At 71.5% G+C, this 15,913-nt stretch carries 18 protein-coding genes; 7 read left to right on the forward strand and 11 right to left on the reverse strand.

Annotated features, from left to right (window positions below; translation table 11 throughout):
• The first annotated feature begins 480 nt into the window (after window positions 1–480).
• Window positions 481–651, forward strand: coding sequence for a hypothetical protein (locus AB0E85_RS33645; RefSeq protein WP_157851227.1), 171 nt, complete (start codon window positions 481–483; stop codon window positions 649–651).
• A gap of 384 nt (window positions 652–1,035) precedes the next feature.
• Here the strand turns inward: AB0E85_RS33645 and rbsD are convergent, their stop codons facing one another.
• The 5 genes from rbsD to AB0E85_RS33670 form a co-directional block, all read right to left on the reverse strand.
• Entirely contained in the window at window positions 1,036–1,425 is a 390-nt protein-coding gene (rbsD, locus tag AB0E85_RS33650) for a D-ribose pyranase (protein WP_361935401.1), read from the reverse strand.
• Window positions 1,422–2,324: a ribokinase gene (locus tag AB0E85_RS33655; protein WP_361935403.1), complete on the reverse strand. Its 903-nt coding sequence runs from the start codon at window positions 2,322–2,324 to the stop codon at window positions 1,422–1,424. Before AB0E85_RS33655 ends, rbsD begins: the two co-directional genes overlap by 4 nt.
• Before the next feature lie 73 nt (window positions 2,325–2,397).
• Entirely contained in the window at window positions 2,398–4,347 is a 1,950-nt protein-coding gene (locus tag AB0E85_RS33660; protein ID WP_361935406.1) for a substrate-binding domain-containing protein, read from the reverse strand.
• Complete coding sequence (locus tag AB0E85_RS33665; RefSeq protein ID WP_361935408.1) at window positions 4,337–5,857, reverse strand: sugar ABC transporter ATP-binding protein; 1,521 nt, start codon at window positions 5,855–5,857, stop codon at window positions 4,337–4,339. Before AB0E85_RS33665 ends, AB0E85_RS33660 begins: the two co-directional genes overlap by 11 nt.
• On the reverse strand, window positions 5,854–6,873 hold the full coding sequence (locus AB0E85_RS33670; RefSeq protein ID WP_361935411.1) for a LacI family DNA-binding transcriptional regulator: 1,020 nt from the start codon (window positions 6,871–6,873) through the stop codon (window positions 5,854–5,856). The genes AB0E85_RS33665 and AB0E85_RS33670 overlap by 4 nt, the downstream gene beginning before the upstream one ends.
• 228 nt (window positions 6,874–7,101) lie before the next feature.
• Here AB0E85_RS33670 and AB0E85_RS33675 point away from each other — a divergent pair, with 228 nt between their 5' ends.
• On the forward strand, window positions 7,102–7,467 hold the full coding sequence (locus AB0E85_RS33675) for a hypothetical protein (protein ID WP_184846565.1): 366 nt from the start codon (window positions 7,102–7,104) through the stop codon (window positions 7,465–7,467).
• A gap of 100 nt (window positions 7,468–7,567) precedes the next feature.
• Complete coding sequence (locus AB0E85_RS33680) at window positions 7,568–8,215, forward strand: dihydrofolate reductase family protein (protein WP_361935414.1); 648 nt, start codon at window positions 7,568–7,570, stop codon at window positions 8,213–8,215.
• 7 nt (window positions 8,216–8,222) lie between these two features.
• Here AB0E85_RS33680 and AB0E85_RS33685 read toward each other — a convergent pair whose 3' ends face one another.
• On the reverse strand, window positions 8,223–9,023 hold the full coding sequence (locus AB0E85_RS33685; protein ID WP_361935416.1) for an MBL fold metallo-hydrolase: 801 nt from the start codon (window positions 9,021–9,023) through the stop codon (window positions 8,223–8,225).
• 86 nt (window positions 9,024–9,109) lie between these two features.
• Here AB0E85_RS33685 and AB0E85_RS33690 point away from each other — a divergent pair, with 86 nt between their 5' ends.
• Entirely contained in the window at window positions 9,110–9,703 is a 594-nt protein-coding gene (locus AB0E85_RS33690) for a CGNR zinc finger domain-containing protein (RefSeq protein ID WP_361935419.1), read from the forward strand.
• An 11-nt stretch (window positions 9,704–9,714) separates the two neighbouring features.
• Here the strand turns inward: AB0E85_RS33690 and AB0E85_RS33695 are convergent, their stop codons facing one another.
• Complete coding sequence (locus AB0E85_RS33695; protein WP_361935421.1) at window positions 9,715–10,023, reverse strand: hypothetical protein; 309 nt, start codon at window positions 10,021–10,023, stop codon at window positions 9,715–9,717.
• A 329-nt stretch (window positions 10,024–10,352) separates the two neighbouring features.
• On the opposite strand from AB0E85_RS33695, the gene AB0E85_RS33700 reads away from it, so the two are divergent.
• A complete protein-coding gene (locus AB0E85_RS33700) occupies window positions 10,353–11,177 on the forward strand; it encodes a helix-turn-helix transcriptional regulator (RefSeq protein ID WP_361935424.1) in 825 nt (274 codons plus the stop codon).
• Entirely contained in the window at window positions 11,164–11,373 is a 210-nt protein-coding gene (locus AB0E85_RS33705; protein ID WP_361935426.1) for a DUF397 domain-containing protein, read from the forward strand. Before AB0E85_RS33700 ends, AB0E85_RS33705 begins: the two co-directional genes overlap by 14 nt.
• Here the strand turns inward: AB0E85_RS33705 and AB0E85_RS33710 are convergent.
• Window positions 11,370–11,765, reverse strand: coding sequence for a MerR family transcriptional regulator (locus AB0E85_RS33710; protein WP_361935428.1), 396 nt, complete (start codon window positions 11,763–11,765; stop codon window positions 11,370–11,372). The two genes, AB0E85_RS33705 and AB0E85_RS33710, sit on opposite strands and share 4 nt — an antisense overlap.
• 50 nt (window positions 11,766–11,815) lie before the next feature.
• On the opposite strand from AB0E85_RS33710, the gene AB0E85_RS33715 reads away from it, so the two are divergent.
• Entirely contained in the window at window positions 11,816–12,700 is an 885-nt protein-coding gene (locus tag AB0E85_RS33715) for an NAD(P)-binding domain-containing protein (RefSeq protein ID WP_361935431.1), read from the forward strand.
• Window positions 12,701–12,827: 127 nt separating this feature from the next.
• On the opposite strand, the gene AB0E85_RS33720 is transcribed toward AB0E85_RS33715, so the two are convergent.
• The 3 genes from AB0E85_RS33720 to AB0E85_RS33730 form a co-directional block, all read right to left on the reverse strand.
• Entirely contained in the window at window positions 12,828–13,631 is an 804-nt protein-coding gene (locus AB0E85_RS33720; RefSeq protein ID WP_361935434.1) for a sugar phosphate isomerase/epimerase family protein, read from the reverse strand.
• A gap of 11 nt (window positions 13,632–13,642) precedes the next feature.
• Entirely contained in the window at window positions 13,643–14,608 is a 966-nt protein-coding gene (locus AB0E85_RS33725) for a bifunctional helix-turn-helix transcriptional regulator/GNAT family N-acetyltransferase (protein ID WP_361935437.1), read from the reverse strand.
• A gap of 392 nt (window positions 14,609–15,000) precedes the next feature.
• A complete protein-coding gene (locus AB0E85_RS33730) occupies window positions 15,001–15,642 on the reverse strand; it encodes a hypothetical protein (protein ID WP_361935440.1) in 642 nt (213 codons plus the stop codon).
• Window positions 15,643–15,913: the final 271 nt, after the last annotated feature.

The raw sequence follows: 15,913 nt of genomic DNA on the forward strand, positions 1-15,913 counted from the left end.
AGTATGCGGCCAAGGCTTCACCTTTCACGGCGAATTCACACAAGAGCGCGAAGCTTTACAGTTCAAGCATCCGGGCCGCCCCTTTTGTGATCCTTTCCCGTGGAAGAATTCAAGGGTTCGTCAACAGGGGGGCGGATTCGATCCGGAGCGACCGTGATGCCGATGCTTTCCCCAGGCCCGAGCGTCCCTCTGCGCGCCTATACCGCGGGCTCGCTTCTCGTCGCCCTGTGCGCCGTCAGCACGTTGACGCTGCTCGTGACCACGCCCGCGATCTCCGGGGATCACGCGGTCGTGGCTCCGGGGACTTCCGCTCCGAACGGGAACACCCCCGGCTCTCCCCCGCCGCACCGGGAACCCGCGCCGGAACTCCGCCCGCTCCCCAGCCCCGGGCCGGGCTGATTCCGCCCCGGGCCCCTTCTTCTCCTCAGCTTTATTCTCCTCAGCTTTCTTCTCCCCCTCCCCGAATGACGACGAGGAACGATGTCACCCCAGGCCCAGAGCGTCGCCTTGTGGATCATGTCCCTGGCCATCAACATCACGGCGGCGTGCGCGGGGATCGTCTGGGGCTGGGAGGCGTTCGCACAGTTCCTGCTGCCGGCGTTCGGGTCGGTGGTGGGGGCGTCGATGGTGAGCTACAGCCTGCGGCGGTGAGGCCGCCCGGCCGGAGCCCTCACCCGCGCCGGGCTGCCCGGTCCGGGGAAGCGGACTCGGCACGGAACCCGCCGAGGCACTCGTGGCGTACGGCTTCGGAACGCTCGGGCTCACCGAGCGGTCCCGGTCGGCTTGTCGAAGAGGCGCATGGTGTCAACCTGGGGCGGCCCGCCACGGCCCCGCAGGGGCCCCCTCAAGAATCCGGCAAGAATTTCTTACTTCGCCGTGCAACCCTTCCGGCCCCATGGCTGTCGTACTAGGCGTCAGGACTTCTGGAGGGGGATCCGGGGGGATCGCGGAGGTTCTGGCGGGAGGGGAAAAGCCGAGGGGGCCCGGTCGACGGACCGGGCCCCCTCGAAACCCTTCGGACGCCTTGGGCGGGCGTCAGAAGAAGACGCCGCACCTCAGCAGGACGTTCGCGTACGGCCGCGCCTCGCCCGTGCGGACGATCAGACGGGCTCCCGCCGAGAGCTCCTTGAGTCGCTCGTGCGACACCAGGCGCAGCCCGGGAAAGCGCCCCTCCAGCAGCGCCGACGCCTGCGGGTTGGCATCCCTCAGCTCCTGCGCCGCCGTCGCCCCCTCGACCACCAGCTCGGCCAGCAGCCCGTCCAGCACCTCGGCGAACGCCGGCACCCCCGCCCGGAAGGCCAGGTCCACCACCCGGGGGCCGTCGGGGATGGGCATGCCCGCGTCGCACACCAGTACCCCGTCGCCATGACCGAGTTCGGCCAGGGCACCGGCGAGATGGCGGTTCAGTATTCCGGCCTTCTTCATGAGCCGGCGACCTCCGCCGCCGTCGGGAAGGACGCCTGCGCGCCCTCCTTCGTCACGGTCGCGGCGCCCACCCGCACCGCGTACGCCGCCGCCTGGGCCAGGGACTCGCCCGCGCCCAGCCGCCAGGCCAGCGCGGCGGTGAACGAGTCACCCGCCCCCGTCGTGTCCACCGCGTCCACCTTCACGGCCGGGACGCGCGAGACACCCTCGGCCGACGCCACCAGCGCGCCTTCCGCGCCCAGCGTCACCACCACCGACCTCGGGCCCTTGGCGAGGAGGATCCGCGCCCAGTCCTCGGGGCTGTCACCGACGGCGGAGTCGCCCAGGATCACCTTCGCCTCGTGCTCGTTCACGATCAGCGGGTCGCAGGCCGCCAGTACCTCCCCCGGAAGGGGCCGCGGCGGCGAGGGGTTCAGCACGAACCGGCTCCCCGGTGCCAGGCTCCGTACGGTCTCCACCACCGTCTCCAGCGGGATCTCCAGCTGCGCCGACACCACCCGGGAGCCCTGGAAGAGGCACCCGGCGGCGCTGACGTCCTCCGGGGTGAGGCGCCCGTTCGCGCCGGGCGAGACGACGATGCTGTTGTCCCCGGACGGGTCGACCGTGATCAGCGCGACGCCGGTCGGCGCGCCGCCCACCAGGACACCCACCGTGTCGACGCCGGCCTCGCGCTGCGAGTCCAGCAGCAGCCGGCCGTGCGCGTCGTCGCCGACCCGGGCCAGCAGCGCCGTGCGGGCACCGAGCCGGGCGGCGGCCACCGCCTGGTTCGCGCCCTTGCCGCCCGGGTGGACGGCCAGGTCGGAGCCGAGCACGGTCTCGCCGGCACCGGGCCGGCGCTCCACTCCGATCACCAGGTCGGCGTTGGCCGACCCCACGACCAGGAGGTCGTAGTCGTACATGAGTTGCTCCCCACGTGAGTGACATGGCCGGGCGGTCCACCAGCTGTGGTGACCGCCCGGTCGTTCCCCGATGTCAGCCGCTGAAGCCGGCCACGTTCTCCTTGGTGACCACCTTCACCGGCACCTTCACCGTCTCCTCGACCTTCTCGCCCTTCAGGGCCCGCAGGGCGTTGTCCACGGCGATCTTCCCGAGCTGGGACGGCTGCTGTGCCACCGACGCGTACAGCGTGCCGCCCTCGACCGCCTTCAGTCCGTCCGGCGTGCCGTCGAAACCGACGACCGAGACCGACTTGCCGGCCTTGGAGCCCAGGGCCTTGATCGCGCCGAGCGCCATCTCGTCGTTGGCGGCGATGACGCCCTGGACGTCCGGGTGGGCCTGGAGCAGGTTCGACATGACGTCGAGGCCCTTGGTGCGGTCGAAGTCCGCGGGCTGCTGGGCCACGACCTGGATGCCCGGGAACGCCTTGAGGCCGTCGGCGAAGCCCTGCGCGCGCTCCCGGGCCGCCGACGTCCCGGCCTGGCCCTGGAGGATCACGATCTTGCCCTTGCCGCCCAGCTTGTCGGCGATGGTCTTCGCGGCGAGTTCACCGCCGGCCACGTTGTCGGAGGCGACCAGGGCGTCCACCGACGCCTTGTTGACGCCCCGGTCGACCGCGATGACCGGGATCTTCGCCTTGTCGGCGGCCTTGACGGAGTTGCTCGCGGCGTCCGAGTCCACCGGGTTGACGATGATCGCGCCGAGGCCGGAACTGGTGAAGTTCTGAAGCTGGTTGGCCTGCTGGGAGGCGTCGTTCTGGGCGTCCGTGACGGTCAGGTCCACGCCCCGCTTCTCCGCCTCGGCCTCGGCACCCGCCCGGATCTGCACGAAGAAGGGGTTGTTGAGGGTCGACAGCGACAGGCCCATCTTGGGGCTGCTCGCGGCGGAGGAGCCGTTGTGCAGGAAGGACGTGGCGCCGACGATCGCGACGGTGACCACGGCCGCGAGTCCGTACGTCGCCGCCTGCTTGCCCTTGCCCCCTTGGGAGGCACCGGCCACCGGGGTCGCCCCGGCCTTGCGCCGCAGCGTGTCGAACAGCACCGCGAGCGCGATGACGACACCGATGACGACCTGCTGCCAGAACGCGGAGACGTTCAGCAGGTTCAGGCCGTTGCGCAGCACGGCCAGGATCAGCGCGCCGATGAGCGTGCCGGACGCCTTGCCGGTGCCGCCCGCGAGGGAGGCACCGCCGATGACGACGGCGGCGATCGCGTCCAGTTCGTAGCCGTCGGCGGCCTGGGGCTGCGCGGAGGAGAGCCGGGCGGCGAGGACGACACCGGCGACGGCGGCGAAGACGCCCGAGAAGGCGTAGATGGCGAGCTTCTGCTTCTTCACGCGCAGGCCGGACAGCCGCGCGGCCTCCTCGTTGCCGCCGATCGCGTACATGGAGCGGCCGATGTAGGTCCGGCCGAGCACGAAGGACGCGATCAGACCCATGACGATCATCACCAGGACCGGCACCGGCAGCCAGCCGCCGAGGGTGTCGCCGAGGTGGGAGACGGAGTCGGGGAAGGCGATCGGGGAGCCCTCGGAGATGACGAGGGACAGGCCGCGGGCCACGGACAGCATGGCCAGCGTGGCGATGAACGGCGGCAGCTTGCCGTAGGAGATCAGGATGCCGTTGACCAGGCCGCAGACGATGCCGGTCGCTATGGCCAGAAGGACGGCGAGGAAGACCGGCACGCCCGCCGAGGTGGCGCTCCAGGCGAGGACCGTGGCGGACAGCGCGGCGACCGAGCCGACCGACAGGTCGATGCCCGCGGAGACGATCACGAAGGTCACACCGAAGGCGAGGATGGCCGTCACGGCCGCCTGCACACCGACGTTGAGGAGGTTGTCCGTCGTCAGGAAGTCGCCGGACAGCGCCGACATCGCGATGACGAGGACGATGAGCGCGGTGAGCGCGCCGTTGTCGAGCAGGAGACGGCGCACGCCTCCCGAGGCGCCACCCGCGCCCGTCGTGCCCTTGAGCGTGTCAGTGGCCACGGGAGGCCTCCTTGTCGGTGCTGGGGTTGCTTACTGCGAGCGCCATCACGGCGTCCTGGGTCGCCTCGTCGGCGGAGAGTTCACCGGCGATCCGGCCCTGCGCCATCACCAGCACCCGGTCGCTCATGCCGAGCACCTCGGGCAGGTCGCTGGAGATCATCAGGACGGCCGCGCCGGCGGCGGTGAGTTCGTTGACGAGCTGGTAGATCTCGACCTTGGCGCCGACGTCGATGCCGCGCGTCGGCTCGTCGAGGATCAGCACCTTGGTGTCGGCCAGCAGCCACTTGCCGATGACGACCTTCTGCTGATTGCCGCCCGAGAGGGTGCGCACGTGCTGGCCGAGGCCCGCCATCCGCACGCCGAGCTGTCCCGCGATCCGTTCGGCCGCCTCGCGCTGGCCCTTGAGGTCGACGAGGCCCGCCCGGGTGGCCGAGCGCAGCGTCACCAGGCCGAGGTTCTCCTCGACGGAGGCGTCCAGCACCAGGCCCTGGCCCTTGCGGTCCTCGGGGACGAGCCCGATCCCGGCGGTCATCGCGGCGTTGACGTCGTACTTGGCGACCGGGGCGCCGGACACCTTCACCGTGCCCTTGTCGTACGAGTCGGCCCCGAAGACCGCGCGGACGACCTCGGTACGGCCCGCGCCGACCAGTCCGGCGATGCCGACGACCTCACCGGCGTGCACCTCGAAGCCGACGTCGTGGAAGACGCCGTCCCGGGTGAGTCCCTCGACGGTGAGCAACGCGGCACCCCGGTCGGCCCGTTCACGCGGGTACTGCTGTTCGATGGAGCGCCCGACCATGAGCCGGACGAGCTCGTCCTCGGGGGTGGAGGCGGGGACCTGCCCGACGCTCTTCCCGTCGCGGATGACGGTCACCCGGTCGCCGAGTGCGGCGATCTCCTCCAGGTGGTGCGTGATGAAGACGATCCCGACGCCGTCCTCGCGCAGCGTGCGCACGATCGCGAAGAGCTTGTCGACCTCCTCGGAGGTGAGCACGGCGGTCGGCTCGTCCATGATCAGCACGCGGGCGTCCAGGCTGAGCGCCTTGGCGATCTCGACCATCTGCAACCGGGCGATACCGAGTTCACGGACCCGGGCGCGAGGGGAGACGCTCACGCCGACCCGCTTGAGCAGGACCTCGGCCTCGGCCTCCATCCGCCCCCGGTCGATCATCCCGAAGCGGCGCGGCTGGCGTCCGAGGAAGATGTTCTCGGCGACCGTGAGATCGGGTACCAGGTTGAACTCCTGGTAGATGGTGGCGATCCCGAGCCGCTCGGAGTCCTGCGCGCCCTGGATGCGCGTCTCCTCGCCGCCGACCAGGATCCGCCCGGCGTCCGGGGTGTAGGCGCCGGAGAGCATCTTGATGAGGGTGCTCTTGCCGGCACCGTTCTCACCGAGCAGTACGTGCACCTCGCCCCGGCGCAGGTCGAAGTCGACGCCGTCCAGCGCGACCACGCCCGGGAAGGTCTTCCGTATGCCCTCGATGCGCAGCAACTCGTCCGCGTTGCTCACGTCGTGCTCCTTTGCACTGGGGTGGGGTTCTCGCCGCACGAGCGGCGTACGACGAGCCGGGCGGGGAGGGTCACGGACTCTCCGGGCCGCCCCTCGATGCGGTCGACCAGGGCCCGTACGGCGGCCCGGCCCAGCTCGCCCGTGGGCTGGGCGATCGCGGTGATCGGCGGATCGGTGTGCACGAACCACCGGATGTCGTCGAACGCGGCCAGCGCGAGGTCGTCCGGGACGCGCAGGCCTCGCGCGCGTACGGCGTCCAGGGCGCCGAGCGCCATCAGGTTGTCCGCCGCGAAGACGACCTCGGGCGGCTCGGCCAGATCGAGGAAGCCCTCGGTGACCAGCCGGCCGCTCTCGGCCTGGAAGTCGCCCTGCCCTGTGTAGGCGTCGGGCAGGTCGAGTCCGTACGCGGCGAGCGCTTCCCGGAAGACCTCGACGCGTTCGCGGCCGGTCGTGGTCGCCGCCGGGCCCGCGATGATGGCGAGCCGACGGTGCCCGAGCCCGTGCAGATGCGCCACCAGGTCCCGTACGGCGGCCCGCCCGTCCGCCCGGACGACCGGCACGTCCACGCCCGGGATCCACCGGTCCACGAAGACCATGGGGGTCCCGGCCCGCGCGGCGTCCAGCATCAGCGGCGAGCCACCGTCCGTCGGGGAGACGAGCAGACCGTCGATCCGCCGGTCCAGCAGGGTGCGTACGTGGTGGTCCTGGAGGTCCGGCCGCTCGTCGGCGTTGCCGATGATGACGCTGTAGCCGAGCGCGCGGGCCTCCTCCTCGACGGAGCGGGCCAGTTCGGTGAAGTACGGGTTCATCACGTCGCTGATGACCAGGCCGAGGGTGTGGGTCTGGTCGGTGCGCAGGGAGCGGGCGACGGCGTTCGGGCGGTAACCCAGGGTCTCGACGGCGGCCAGCACGCGGGTGCGTGCGTCGGCGCTGACCGACGGGTGGTCGTTCAGGACGCGCGAGACCGTGGCGACGGAGACGCCGGCCTCGGCAGCGACGTCCTTGATGCTGGCCACCGCCGCTCCACCTCCTTGTGGATCAGTCGGGGAGCACGGGGTGGGTGCTCGTGGAATCGATTACATCGACGGGAGCATGGAATCGATTACACGTGGCTGATTCAAGCCCCCGGCGGTACCTCTTGACCGGATCGTGATGTCGCGGGGCGCGCCCCGGCGGGCCAGGCTGGAGGTACGGGGGTTTCCTGTGGGGCGTTCGAGGCCTTGGCGGGCCGGAGCGGAGGAACCATGACGGCAGCGACCCGGAACGACGTACCTGTCGCCCTTGAGGGCGACGGCGTGGAACTGCGCATGATGCCGATCGGCGGCGGTCTGTCGGTGGGCTACATCACCCTCCCCCAGGGCACGGACATGGGCCCGGCCCTCAAGGGCCTGCCCGACGACGCCTGCCAGTGCCCGCACTGGGGCTACCTGCTCAAGGGCCGCATCAGGATGCGCACGGCCACGGGCGAGGAGGAGTACGAGGCGGGGCAGGCGTACTACTGGGGCCCCGGCCATGTGCCGGTGGCGCTGGAGGACAGCGAACTGGTGGAGTTCTCACCGAGTGAGGACTTCCAGCAGGTGATCGACCACGTGGTGGCGCAGGCCGGGTGAAGCCCGAGCCCTTGGGTCGCCGGGCGGGCGCCGATGAGTTTTGCCGGTCCGGGCGGTCTCTCTTGCGTCGATCTCTTGCATTGATCACAGGAGGAGCGCCGTGACCCAGCTGCTGCGCGTACAGAACTTCAACGTCTCGAGTGACGGATTCGGTGCCGGTGAGGGGCAGAGCCTGGAGCGGCCGTTCGGCCACGCCGACCCGGGGACGATGTTCGCCTGGGCCGGCGCGACCGCGAGCTGGCCGAACCGCACCGACCCGGGCGGGAGCCGCGGCCTCGACGACTACCTGGTGCGCGACTTCCACCACAACATCGGCGCCGAGATCATGGGCCGCAACAAGTTCAGCCCGCAGCGCGGCCGTTGGGAGAACCACGACTGGCAGGGCTGGTGGGGTGACGAGCCGCCGTTCCACACGCCGGTGTTCGTGATGACGCACCACGAGCGCCCCTCGTTCACCCTCTCCGACACCACGTTCCACTTCGTCGGCGGGGATCCGGCCGAGGTGCTCGCCCAGGCGCGCAAGGCGGCCGGCGGCAAGGACGTCCGGCTCGGCGGCGGGGCGGCCACCGTCCGGGAGTTCCTGGACGCCGACCTCGTGGACACGCTGCATGTGGCGGTCTCGCCCGGCGTGGCGCTCGGGTCCGGCTCACGGCTGTGGGAGTCGCCGGAGGAGCTGCTCGACCGCTTCCACCGCGATGTCGTGCCGAGCCCGAGCGGGGTGATTCACCACCTGTTCTGGCGCAGGTGACGACAGATCAGGCGCCCTTGCCCCAGTCCAGCCGGTCGGCGAGACCGGCGGCGGTGAAGGCGGCTTCCAGCGCGTCGCCTCCCTCGGTGAAGTGGGCCCAGCTGTCGTAGTGGACGGGGACGACGCGCCGGGCGCCGAGGATCTGCGCGGCCTCGGCCGCCATCGCGCTGTCCAGGACGAGGACCTGGTTGTCGAAGAGGACGGGGAAGCGGGGCGCGCCCGCGAAGAGCACGGCGGTGTCGACGGGGGCGAAGCGGCCGGCGATCTCACGGACCGCGTCCAGTGAGGCGTTGTCGCCGCTGACGTAGACGGTGGGCAGGCCCTCACCGGTCAGGACGAAGCCGACGACCTGGCCGGTGAACGGCTCGACCTGCTCGCGGGGACCGGGGCCGTGCACGGCCGGGACCCCGGTCACGGTGACCGTGCCGCCGCCGGGCCGGTCCACTTCGACGGACTCCCAGTCGGCCAGGCCCCTGACCTTGCCCCCCAGGTTCTCGCGCAGGCGCTCGCCGCCGCCGGGCGTGGTCAGCGTCAGCGGTATGCCGGCGAGCAGGGCCCGGCCGGAGGTGTCCAGGTTGTCGGCGTGCTCGTCGTGGGAGAGCAGGACCACGTCGATGCGGCCGAGGTCGGCGGGGCCGCTCGCGGCGGGCGCGGTCTTGGACAGGACCGGAGCACCGGGCCGGCTGTAGTCGCCGGGGGCGTCGAAGGTCGGGTCGGTCAGGAAGCGCAGGCCGCCGTACTCGAAGAAGGCGGTCGGGCCGCCGAGGACGCGGACGGGGAAGTCGGCCGTCACAGGAACAGAAGACATACAGCACCTCACGGATAGACTCGATCGAACCGTGAGATGACCGTAGCCGCTTCTCACGGATAGAGGCAAGCCGTACCATGAGAAGCATGGAGGAGCCCGTGACTGCGCAACCCGCCCCGCCGCCCGCGCAGGGCGAGGAGGAGCACCCCTCCCTCGCCCTCGCCAACACCGCGATCGCCCTGCCCGGCGGGCACACGCTCGACCTCCTGGGCACGCCCGCGCAGACCAACCACTGGCTGACCCAGCGAGGCCTCGCCCCGGTCGACGCCGGCATGCGGGAGATGTGCGCGGCCCAACTGCGGTCGCTGCGCGAACAGATCAGATCGCTGTTCGCCGCCCGCGCCGACGGCGTACCCGCCCTGCCCGCCGCGGTGGCGGCCGTCAACGACGCGATGACCAGGGTCCCGACGGCCCCGCTGCTGCGGTGGGACGACAAGACCGGCCCCTACCGGACCGCCCCCCATCCCACCACCGCGATCGTCGACCTCGCGCTGGCGACCCTCGCCGCCGACGCCGCGGATCTGCTCACGTCCCCTGCGGCCGAACGCCTGACCTCCTGCGGTTCGCCGCCTTGCACTCGCTTCCTGCTCCGCCACGGCCGTCGCCACTGGTGCTCCACGCGCTGCGGCGACCGCGCCCGCGCGGCCCGGGCGTACGCACGCCGCACCGAGCAGCGCTGACACCGTCCCGGTCAGGGCCGGGGCGGGCGGGCGAGCCGCGCCCCTCTGCTCTCCGCGACCCGTGCGACGTCCCGCAGCGACTCACTGAGCCGCCGGGCCAGATAGTGCAGCTCCTCGCCGGTCACGCGGCGCTCCGCGAGGAGTTCGGCGGCATGCCCGAGCAGCCGGTCAGCCATGTCGATCTGCACCTCCTCGATCTCGTCGGCGAGCCGCGAGACGTAGCCGGTCCCGTCGCCGACGAGGTAGCACGGCCTGCCGTCGTCGCCGGCCCACGGCAGGAGCCGCCCGGCCACCGTGCGGTCGCGCGCCCCGCCGTTCATACGCCCGCCTCCGCCATCAGATAGGGGCGCACCAGTCGGTTGTCCTCTCCCCGGAGCGGAGGCTCGTCGGGACGACAGCAGGCCGCCGGGCATGCGTACGGGCGCGGGGGCGGCGCCGCCGAGCGCCGTCGCCTCCCCCGGGGAGGGAAGAGGAAGCGGAGGAACGGTTCCAGGAGGGGGGCGATGAGGTCTACCACGTGCGTCTGCCTGCCTTCTCACCTGCGGTGACTGCGTTCAGTGGTGAATCACTCACAGAGTGAGGCCGGCGCTCGCTACGCTGCCAGGGGGTGGAGCTTGACATCGCGCTTGTCAAGAAGAGGAGTTGGCCGATGGACGAACGCCGCATGCTTCGAACGCCGCGTCAGAAGTACGGAGAGGAACTGCGGCTGAGGCGGACCGCCGCCCGTCTCACCCAGGAGGAACTGGGCGACCAGGTGGTGTGTTCGCCCACGCTGATCAGCCATTTCGAGGCGGGCAGACGCCTCCCCAAGCCGGATGACGCGCGGCGGATCGACCGAGCCCTGGGGACGGACGGGTTCTTCGCGCGGTGGCTGGAGGACCTGGAGTCGCGCTACACCGACCATTTCGCGGCGGTGGCCGAGCTGGAGCAACTGGCAACCCAGATCCAGCAGTTCGCACTCTCCCTGGTTCCCGGAGTGCTTCAGACCGACGGCTACGCACGCGCCCTCTTCGGGGCCTACCGTCCGAACCACACGACCGAGGAACTTGACGAGCTCGTTGTCATTCGAACGCAACGCCGCCGAATCCTCGACGGGCCTGCACAGCCCGTCGTCTGGACGCTGCTCGACGAAGCAGTCCTCCGTCGCCGTGTCGGCGGGCCGCGGGTCATGGCAGAGCAGTTGCACAAGGTGGCGAACCTGGCCGAGTCGGGACGGTTGCGCCTGCACGTCGTTCCCTACGGCGTGGGGGCGCACGCACTCATGCAGAGCCTGCTCACGCTCATGACCTTCGAGGACTCGGCCCCGGTGGCCTACGTGGAGGGTTTCCAGACAGGCAACCTGATGGACGAGCCCGCTCTGGTGAGTGCCTGTCAGACCGCCTACGCTCTGGCGCTGAGCAACGCATTGTCGCAGCAGGAGTCACTGGCCCTCGTCAGGGCAGCAGCGGAGGAGCATGCGCGTGATCGGCAGTGAGCACATCGCCCTCACCGGCTGGTACAAGTCCAGCTACAGCGGCGGCGATCAGGGCGAGTGCCTCGAAATCGCCCCCGGCCACCCCGGCGTCCCTGTGCGGGACAGCAAAGCCGCCCACGGTCCCGCCCTGGTCTTCTCGCGGAGCGGCTGGGCCGCGTTCGTAAGCGCCGTCAAGGACGGGCACATCCGCGGCTAGGCAGGCTGTGTGAGACCCAGGGGCGGATAGGTCTCGCCGCCCACGCGTTCGGCCGCCTCGATGTAGTCGGCGAGGGCGTCCCGGGACTGGGCGAGGCTCGCCAACCGGTCGTCCAGCCGCCGCAGCCGTGACCGCATCGCGGCGAGCAACTCGGGGCACCCGATCAGCGTCGGGGCCTCCCCCGTCGCACAGGGCAGCAGGTACGCGATGTCCTCGGAGGACAGGCCGGCGCCGAGCAGGTGGCGGATCTGCTTCACGCGGAGCAGGGCGCTTTCGTCGTACTCGCGGTAGCCGTTCGCCCCGCGGGCCGGCTCCAGCAGGCCCTGGGCCTCGTAGTACCGCAGCTGATGGGCGTTGACGCCCGTCCGCCGGCTCAGTTCCCCGATCCGCATCGACGACCTCGCTTGACCTTCACACCGGTATGAACGTCGACGATGCTGCCATGGACGACGAAACCACAACACCCGTTTCTGTCATCGGACTTGGCCTGATGGGCCAGGCACTCGCCGGGGCGTTCCTGAAGGCGGGGCACCCCACGACCGTGTGGAACCGTACGGCCGGCAGGGCCGACCGGCTGGTGGCCCAAGGCTCGCGGCCGGCCCCGACCGTCGGCGCCGCGATCGAGCCCGGTCGCCTCACGGTCATCTGTGTCACCGACTACCGAGCCGTGCACGAGACACTCGGCGCGGCCGATGTCGAACTGGACGGCACGACGCTGATCAACCTGACCTCGGGCGACTCGGGCCAGGCCCGGGAGACGGCCCGGTGGGCCGAAGCGCGAGGCGCCCGCTACCTGGACGGCGCCGTCATGGCCGTCCCGCCGACGATCGGCACCCCTGACGCGGTGATCCTGCACAGCGGGGCGCGCTCGGACTTCGACGCGCACGAGCAGACACTCGGCGCGCTCGGCACCGTCACCTACCTCGGTGCGGATCACGGCCTGGCGTCGCTGTACGACGCGGCCGGCCTGGTCATGATGTGGAGCGTGCTCAACGCCTGGCTCCAGGGCACGGCCCTGCTCAGGACGGCGGGTGTCGACGCCGGGACGTACGCACCGTTCGCGCAGCGGATGGCCGCCGGGGTCGCCGACTGGCTGCCGGGGTACGCCGAGCAGATCGACCGGGGTTCGTTCCCGGCCGAGGTCTCGGCGCTGGAGACCGACGTGCGGGCGATGGCGCACCTGATCGAGGAGAGCGAGGCGGCGGGGGTCAACGCCGAGCTGCCGAGACTGCTCAAGGCGATGGCCGATCGTGCCGTCGCCGCCGGGCACGGCAAGGAGCAGTATCCGGTGCTGATCGAGGAGTTCGTCAAACCCGGGGCCCGGTGACCGATGCCTCCGGCAGGCCGGCGACAGCACCCATGACGGGCACGGGGTGCTGTCGCCGGCCTACCGGCCCGGGCGACCGCTGACGGTCCTGGCGAGCGGGACCGCCCGGTCCGCCCGGGGCCGGGTGTCACGCCGACTCGTTCAGCAGCCTGCTCAGGTGCTCACGCCCCGGGCCCAGGAGGTCGGGCAGCGGCGCTGCGTCCTCGTACCAGCGCTTCTCGTACTCCCAGCAGAGCCAGCCGTCCCAGCCGTGGCGGGAGAGGACCTCGACGCATTCGGCGAGCGGCAGCACGCCCGCGCCGAGCGGCAAGGGGGTGGTGTCCTCGACGGAGGCGATGTCCTTGACCTGGACGTAGCCGAGGTGCGGGGAGAGGGCCGCGTAGGTCTCGGAGGGCTGTTCGCCGCCGAGCCAGGTGTGCATCACGTCCCAGAGGGCGCCGACCTGGCGGTGGCCGACGAGGCCGAGGATCCGCATCGCGTCGGCGGCGGTGCGGTGCGAGTCGTGGGTTTCGAGGAGGATGCGTACGCCCAGGTCGTTGGCGTGTTCGGCGGCCGTGCCCAGGCGGCGGGCGGCCGTCGCGTCGGCCTCGTCGGGGGTCTGCACGTCGAGGTCGCCGCCGGGGAAGACCCGGACGTACGGGGCTCCCAGGTCGTGGGCCAGGTCGACGAGGGCGCGGATCTCGGCCAGGACGGGCTCGTCGTCGCCCGGCGCGGCGACCCGCGTGTAGCCCGCCAGGCCCAGGAGCTCTACGCCCACACCCTTGAACTGGGCCGCGACGTCCGCCCGTTCGGCGGGACCGAGGCCGGTGTGGACCGGTTCCTCGGGGTGGGTGCGCAGTTCCACGCCGTGATAGCCGTGGGCGGTCGCGAGGCGCAGGACGTCGGGCAGGGGCAGGCCAGGGACACCGAGGGTGGAGAACGCCAGCTTCATGTGGACGGAATCTACCCGGCACCCCCGCCTGCGACTCCCCTCCGTCCCCCGGGTGTTGCGTGAAGATCCAGTCGCCAGTCCTGGCCGACCAGATCCCGGCCGAAGGAGTGGTGCGGTTTCTCCGCGACCAGGACGAACCCGTGGCGCCGGTAGATGCGGCGGGCCGCGGCGAGGACGTCGTTCGTCCACAGGACGACCTCGCGGTAGCCGGCGTCGCGCGCGAAGTCGACGAGTGTCCCGACCAGGCGGTCACCGATGCCGAGGCCGCGCGCGTCCGGCTCGACGAGCAGGAGCCGCAGCCGGGCGGCGCCGGGCGCGTCGTCCCGCACGCACATCACGCAGCCCACCGGCCGGCCGTCCAGCTCGGCGATCCACGTCCGCTCCCGGCGCGGGTCGTGGTCCTCGGCGTAGTCGGCGACGATCCTCGCGACCAGGCCCTCGTAGTCGGCGTTCCAGCCGTACTCGGCGGCGTACAGCGCGGCATTGCGCTGGACGATCCAGCCGAGGTCGCCGGGGGCCGGCTCGCGCAGGACGACGTCTTCCGGGCGCGGGGCCCGGTTCTCGCCCAGGATCGTCCGGACGGTCCGCATGGCCTCCGCGAGCCGCGGCCGGTCCTCGGCGCGGACCGTGTCCAGCATCTCCCCGACCGACTGCCGGGCCCGCTCGTCGAGCAGCGCGGCGGCCTCCCGGCCGGGCGGGGTGAGCGTGACGCTGCGGCGGCGCGAGTCCGTCTCGGACGGGCCGCGCTCGACCAGCCCGTCCTCCTCGAACTTGTTCAGGATGCGCGTCAGGTACCCGGCGTCCAGGTGCAGCCGGGCCCGCAGGTCGGCGGCGTCCGTGCGGGACGCGTGTGCCAGCTCGTAGAGGACGCGGGACTCGGTGAGGGTGTAGGGGGCGTAGAGACGGCGGCCGTAGTCGAGGGCGCCGATGACGTTCGTGTAGAAGCGGTTGAAGGAGCGGATGTCCTGGACGGTCATGGCCTCGGCCCCCGATATTTGACTCAGTCAGAGATATCGACGGGACGAGCGTAGGCCGCCCAGGGCGCCGGCGGCTACCCCCGGGGGCTCCGCGGCCCGGTACACGCAGGGCCTGGGCGCCGGTCTTGCCGGTGACCGTGGAGACCAGCTCCGCCGGGCGCTTCACGCCGCCGTCGGGGAAGATCGTCTCGCCGCCCCCGGCCTCGCGCAGCTCCCGGATGCGGGCGACTGCCCGGCCGCCGGGGATGAGGGAGGGGTTGTCACCACAGGCCCGAGCAGGGCATGGAACTCATCGCCGGAGGCGAATACGCCGAACCGCTCTGCGAGTTGGCGGCCCCACCCTCGCCGGCCGCCGGCCCGGGCCGGACGTCCCGGGCCGGCGGTCGGCGTTGTCAGGACGCGTCGAGCGTCTGACGGGTGGTGTTGCGGGCGTCGGGGCTGTCCTCGTTCTTGTTCAGCGTGATGTTGTTGAAGAACGGGATGATGCCGTCCAGGTTGATGGGCAGGATCGACCCGAGCCCACCGCCGCCGTTGCCGTTGCCGTTGTCGCAGTCACCGCCGGAGAGGGTGGTGACGTCGGAGGACGAGACCGCGGGGCTGCCCCCGCCCGAGACGGTGACCGAGTTGGTCAGGGTGCACGGAGCGTCCTCGGCGATCTGCACCACCAGTTCGATGATCGGGTAGGACTGGAACGGCTGCACCACGGTGTCGTTGGTGCAGGTGATCGAGGCGGTCGTGACGTCGCAGTCCCAGGAGGCGTGCGCCAGCGTGTTGTTCACGGTGAGGCCCTCCGGCAGCGTGTCCGTGAGGGTCACCGTCCCGGTGGTCGGGTCGAGCGAACTGCGATTGGTCACCTGGAAGCGGTAGGTGGCGGTCCCGCCCCGGACGAATTCCTCCGAGTGGAACTTCGTCACGTCGAGCTGCGGTGCGGCGTGCGCGGGCGTCGCACCCGTCATCAGCGGGAGTACGACACCCGCCCCGAACACCGTGGCCAGGGAGATCAGCTTCCGTCCCAGCCGACGCATCAGCGTCATGGACACTCCTGAGGTGAGAGGTTCCGCGAGGCTCGGCCGGTGCGGGAGCAGCGGGGGCTGTCGCGGGAGTCGCGTCCATGGAACGCGCTGCCGGAAACCCTTCCGACGGCGACGCGTCCTGCGTTCACCCCATCACCCGCGGTAATGGCGCCACTTGTACCAATCGCGCCGGACCGTCCGCCGGGCCGGGGACCGGGCCGGGGACCGGGCCGGGGACCGGGCCGGGGACCGGGCCGGGGACCGGGCCGGGGACCGGGCCGGGGACCGGGCC

This window comes from Streptomyces sp. NPDC029044, assembly GCF_040637495.1.
GTDB lineage: Bacteria > Actinomycetota > Actinomycetes > Streptomycetales > Streptomycetaceae > Streptomyces.

Excerpts from the sequence above, each read along its gene's own strand:
- AB0E85_RS33720 (WP_361935434.1), bottom strand. The coding sequence starts at position 13,631 with ATGAAGCTGGCGTTCTCCACCCTCGGTGTCCCTGGCCTGCCCCTGCCC.
- rbsD (WP_361935401.1), bottom strand. The coding sequence starts at position 1,425 with ATGAAGAAGGCCGGAATACTGAACCGCCATCTCGCCGGTGCCCTGGCC.
- AB0E85_RS33685 (WP_361935416.1), bottom strand. The coding sequence starts at position 9,023 with ATGTCTTCTGTTCCTGTGACGGCCGACTTCCCCGTCCGCGTCCTCGGC.
- AB0E85_RS33655 (WP_361935403.1), bottom strand. The coding sequence starts at position 2,324 with ATGTACGACTACGACCTCCTGGTCGTGGGGTCGGCCAACGCCGACCTG.
- AB0E85_RS33725 (WP_361935437.1), bottom strand. The coding sequence starts at position 14,608 with ATGACCGTCCAGGACATCCGCTCCTTCAACCGCTTCTACACGAACGTC.
- AB0E85_RS33700 (WP_361935424.1), top strand. The coding sequence starts at position 10,353 with ATGGACGAACGCCGCATGCTTCGAACGCCGCGTCAGAAGTACGGAGAG.
- AB0E85_RS33690 (WP_361935419.1), top strand. The coding sequence starts at position 9,110 with ATGGAGGAGCCCGTGACTGCGCAACCCGCCCCGCCGCCCGCGCAGGGC.
- AB0E85_RS33715 (WP_361935431.1), top strand. The coding sequence starts at position 11,816 with ATGGACGACGAAACCACAACACCCGTTTCTGTCATCGGACTTGGCCTG.
- AB0E85_RS33645 (WP_157851227.1), top strand. The coding sequence starts at position 481 with ATGTCACCCCAGGCCCAGAGCGTCGCCTTGTGGATCATGTCCCTGGCC.
- AB0E85_RS33675 (WP_184846565.1), top strand. The coding sequence starts at position 7,102 with ATGACGGCAGCGACCCGGAACGACGTACCTGTCGCCCTTGAGGGCGAC.
- AB0E85_RS33695 (WP_361935421.1), bottom strand. The coding sequence starts at position 10,023 with ATGAACGGCGGGGCGCGCGACCGCACGGTGGCCGGGCGGCTCCTGCCG.
- AB0E85_RS33730 (WP_361935440.1), bottom strand. The coding sequence starts at position 15,642 with ATGACGCTGATGCGTCGGCTGGGACGGAAGCTGATCTCCCTGGCCACG.
- AB0E85_RS33710 (WP_361935428.1), bottom strand. The coding sequence starts at position 11,765 with ATGCGGATCGGGGAACTGAGCCGGCGGACGGGCGTCAACGCCCATCAG.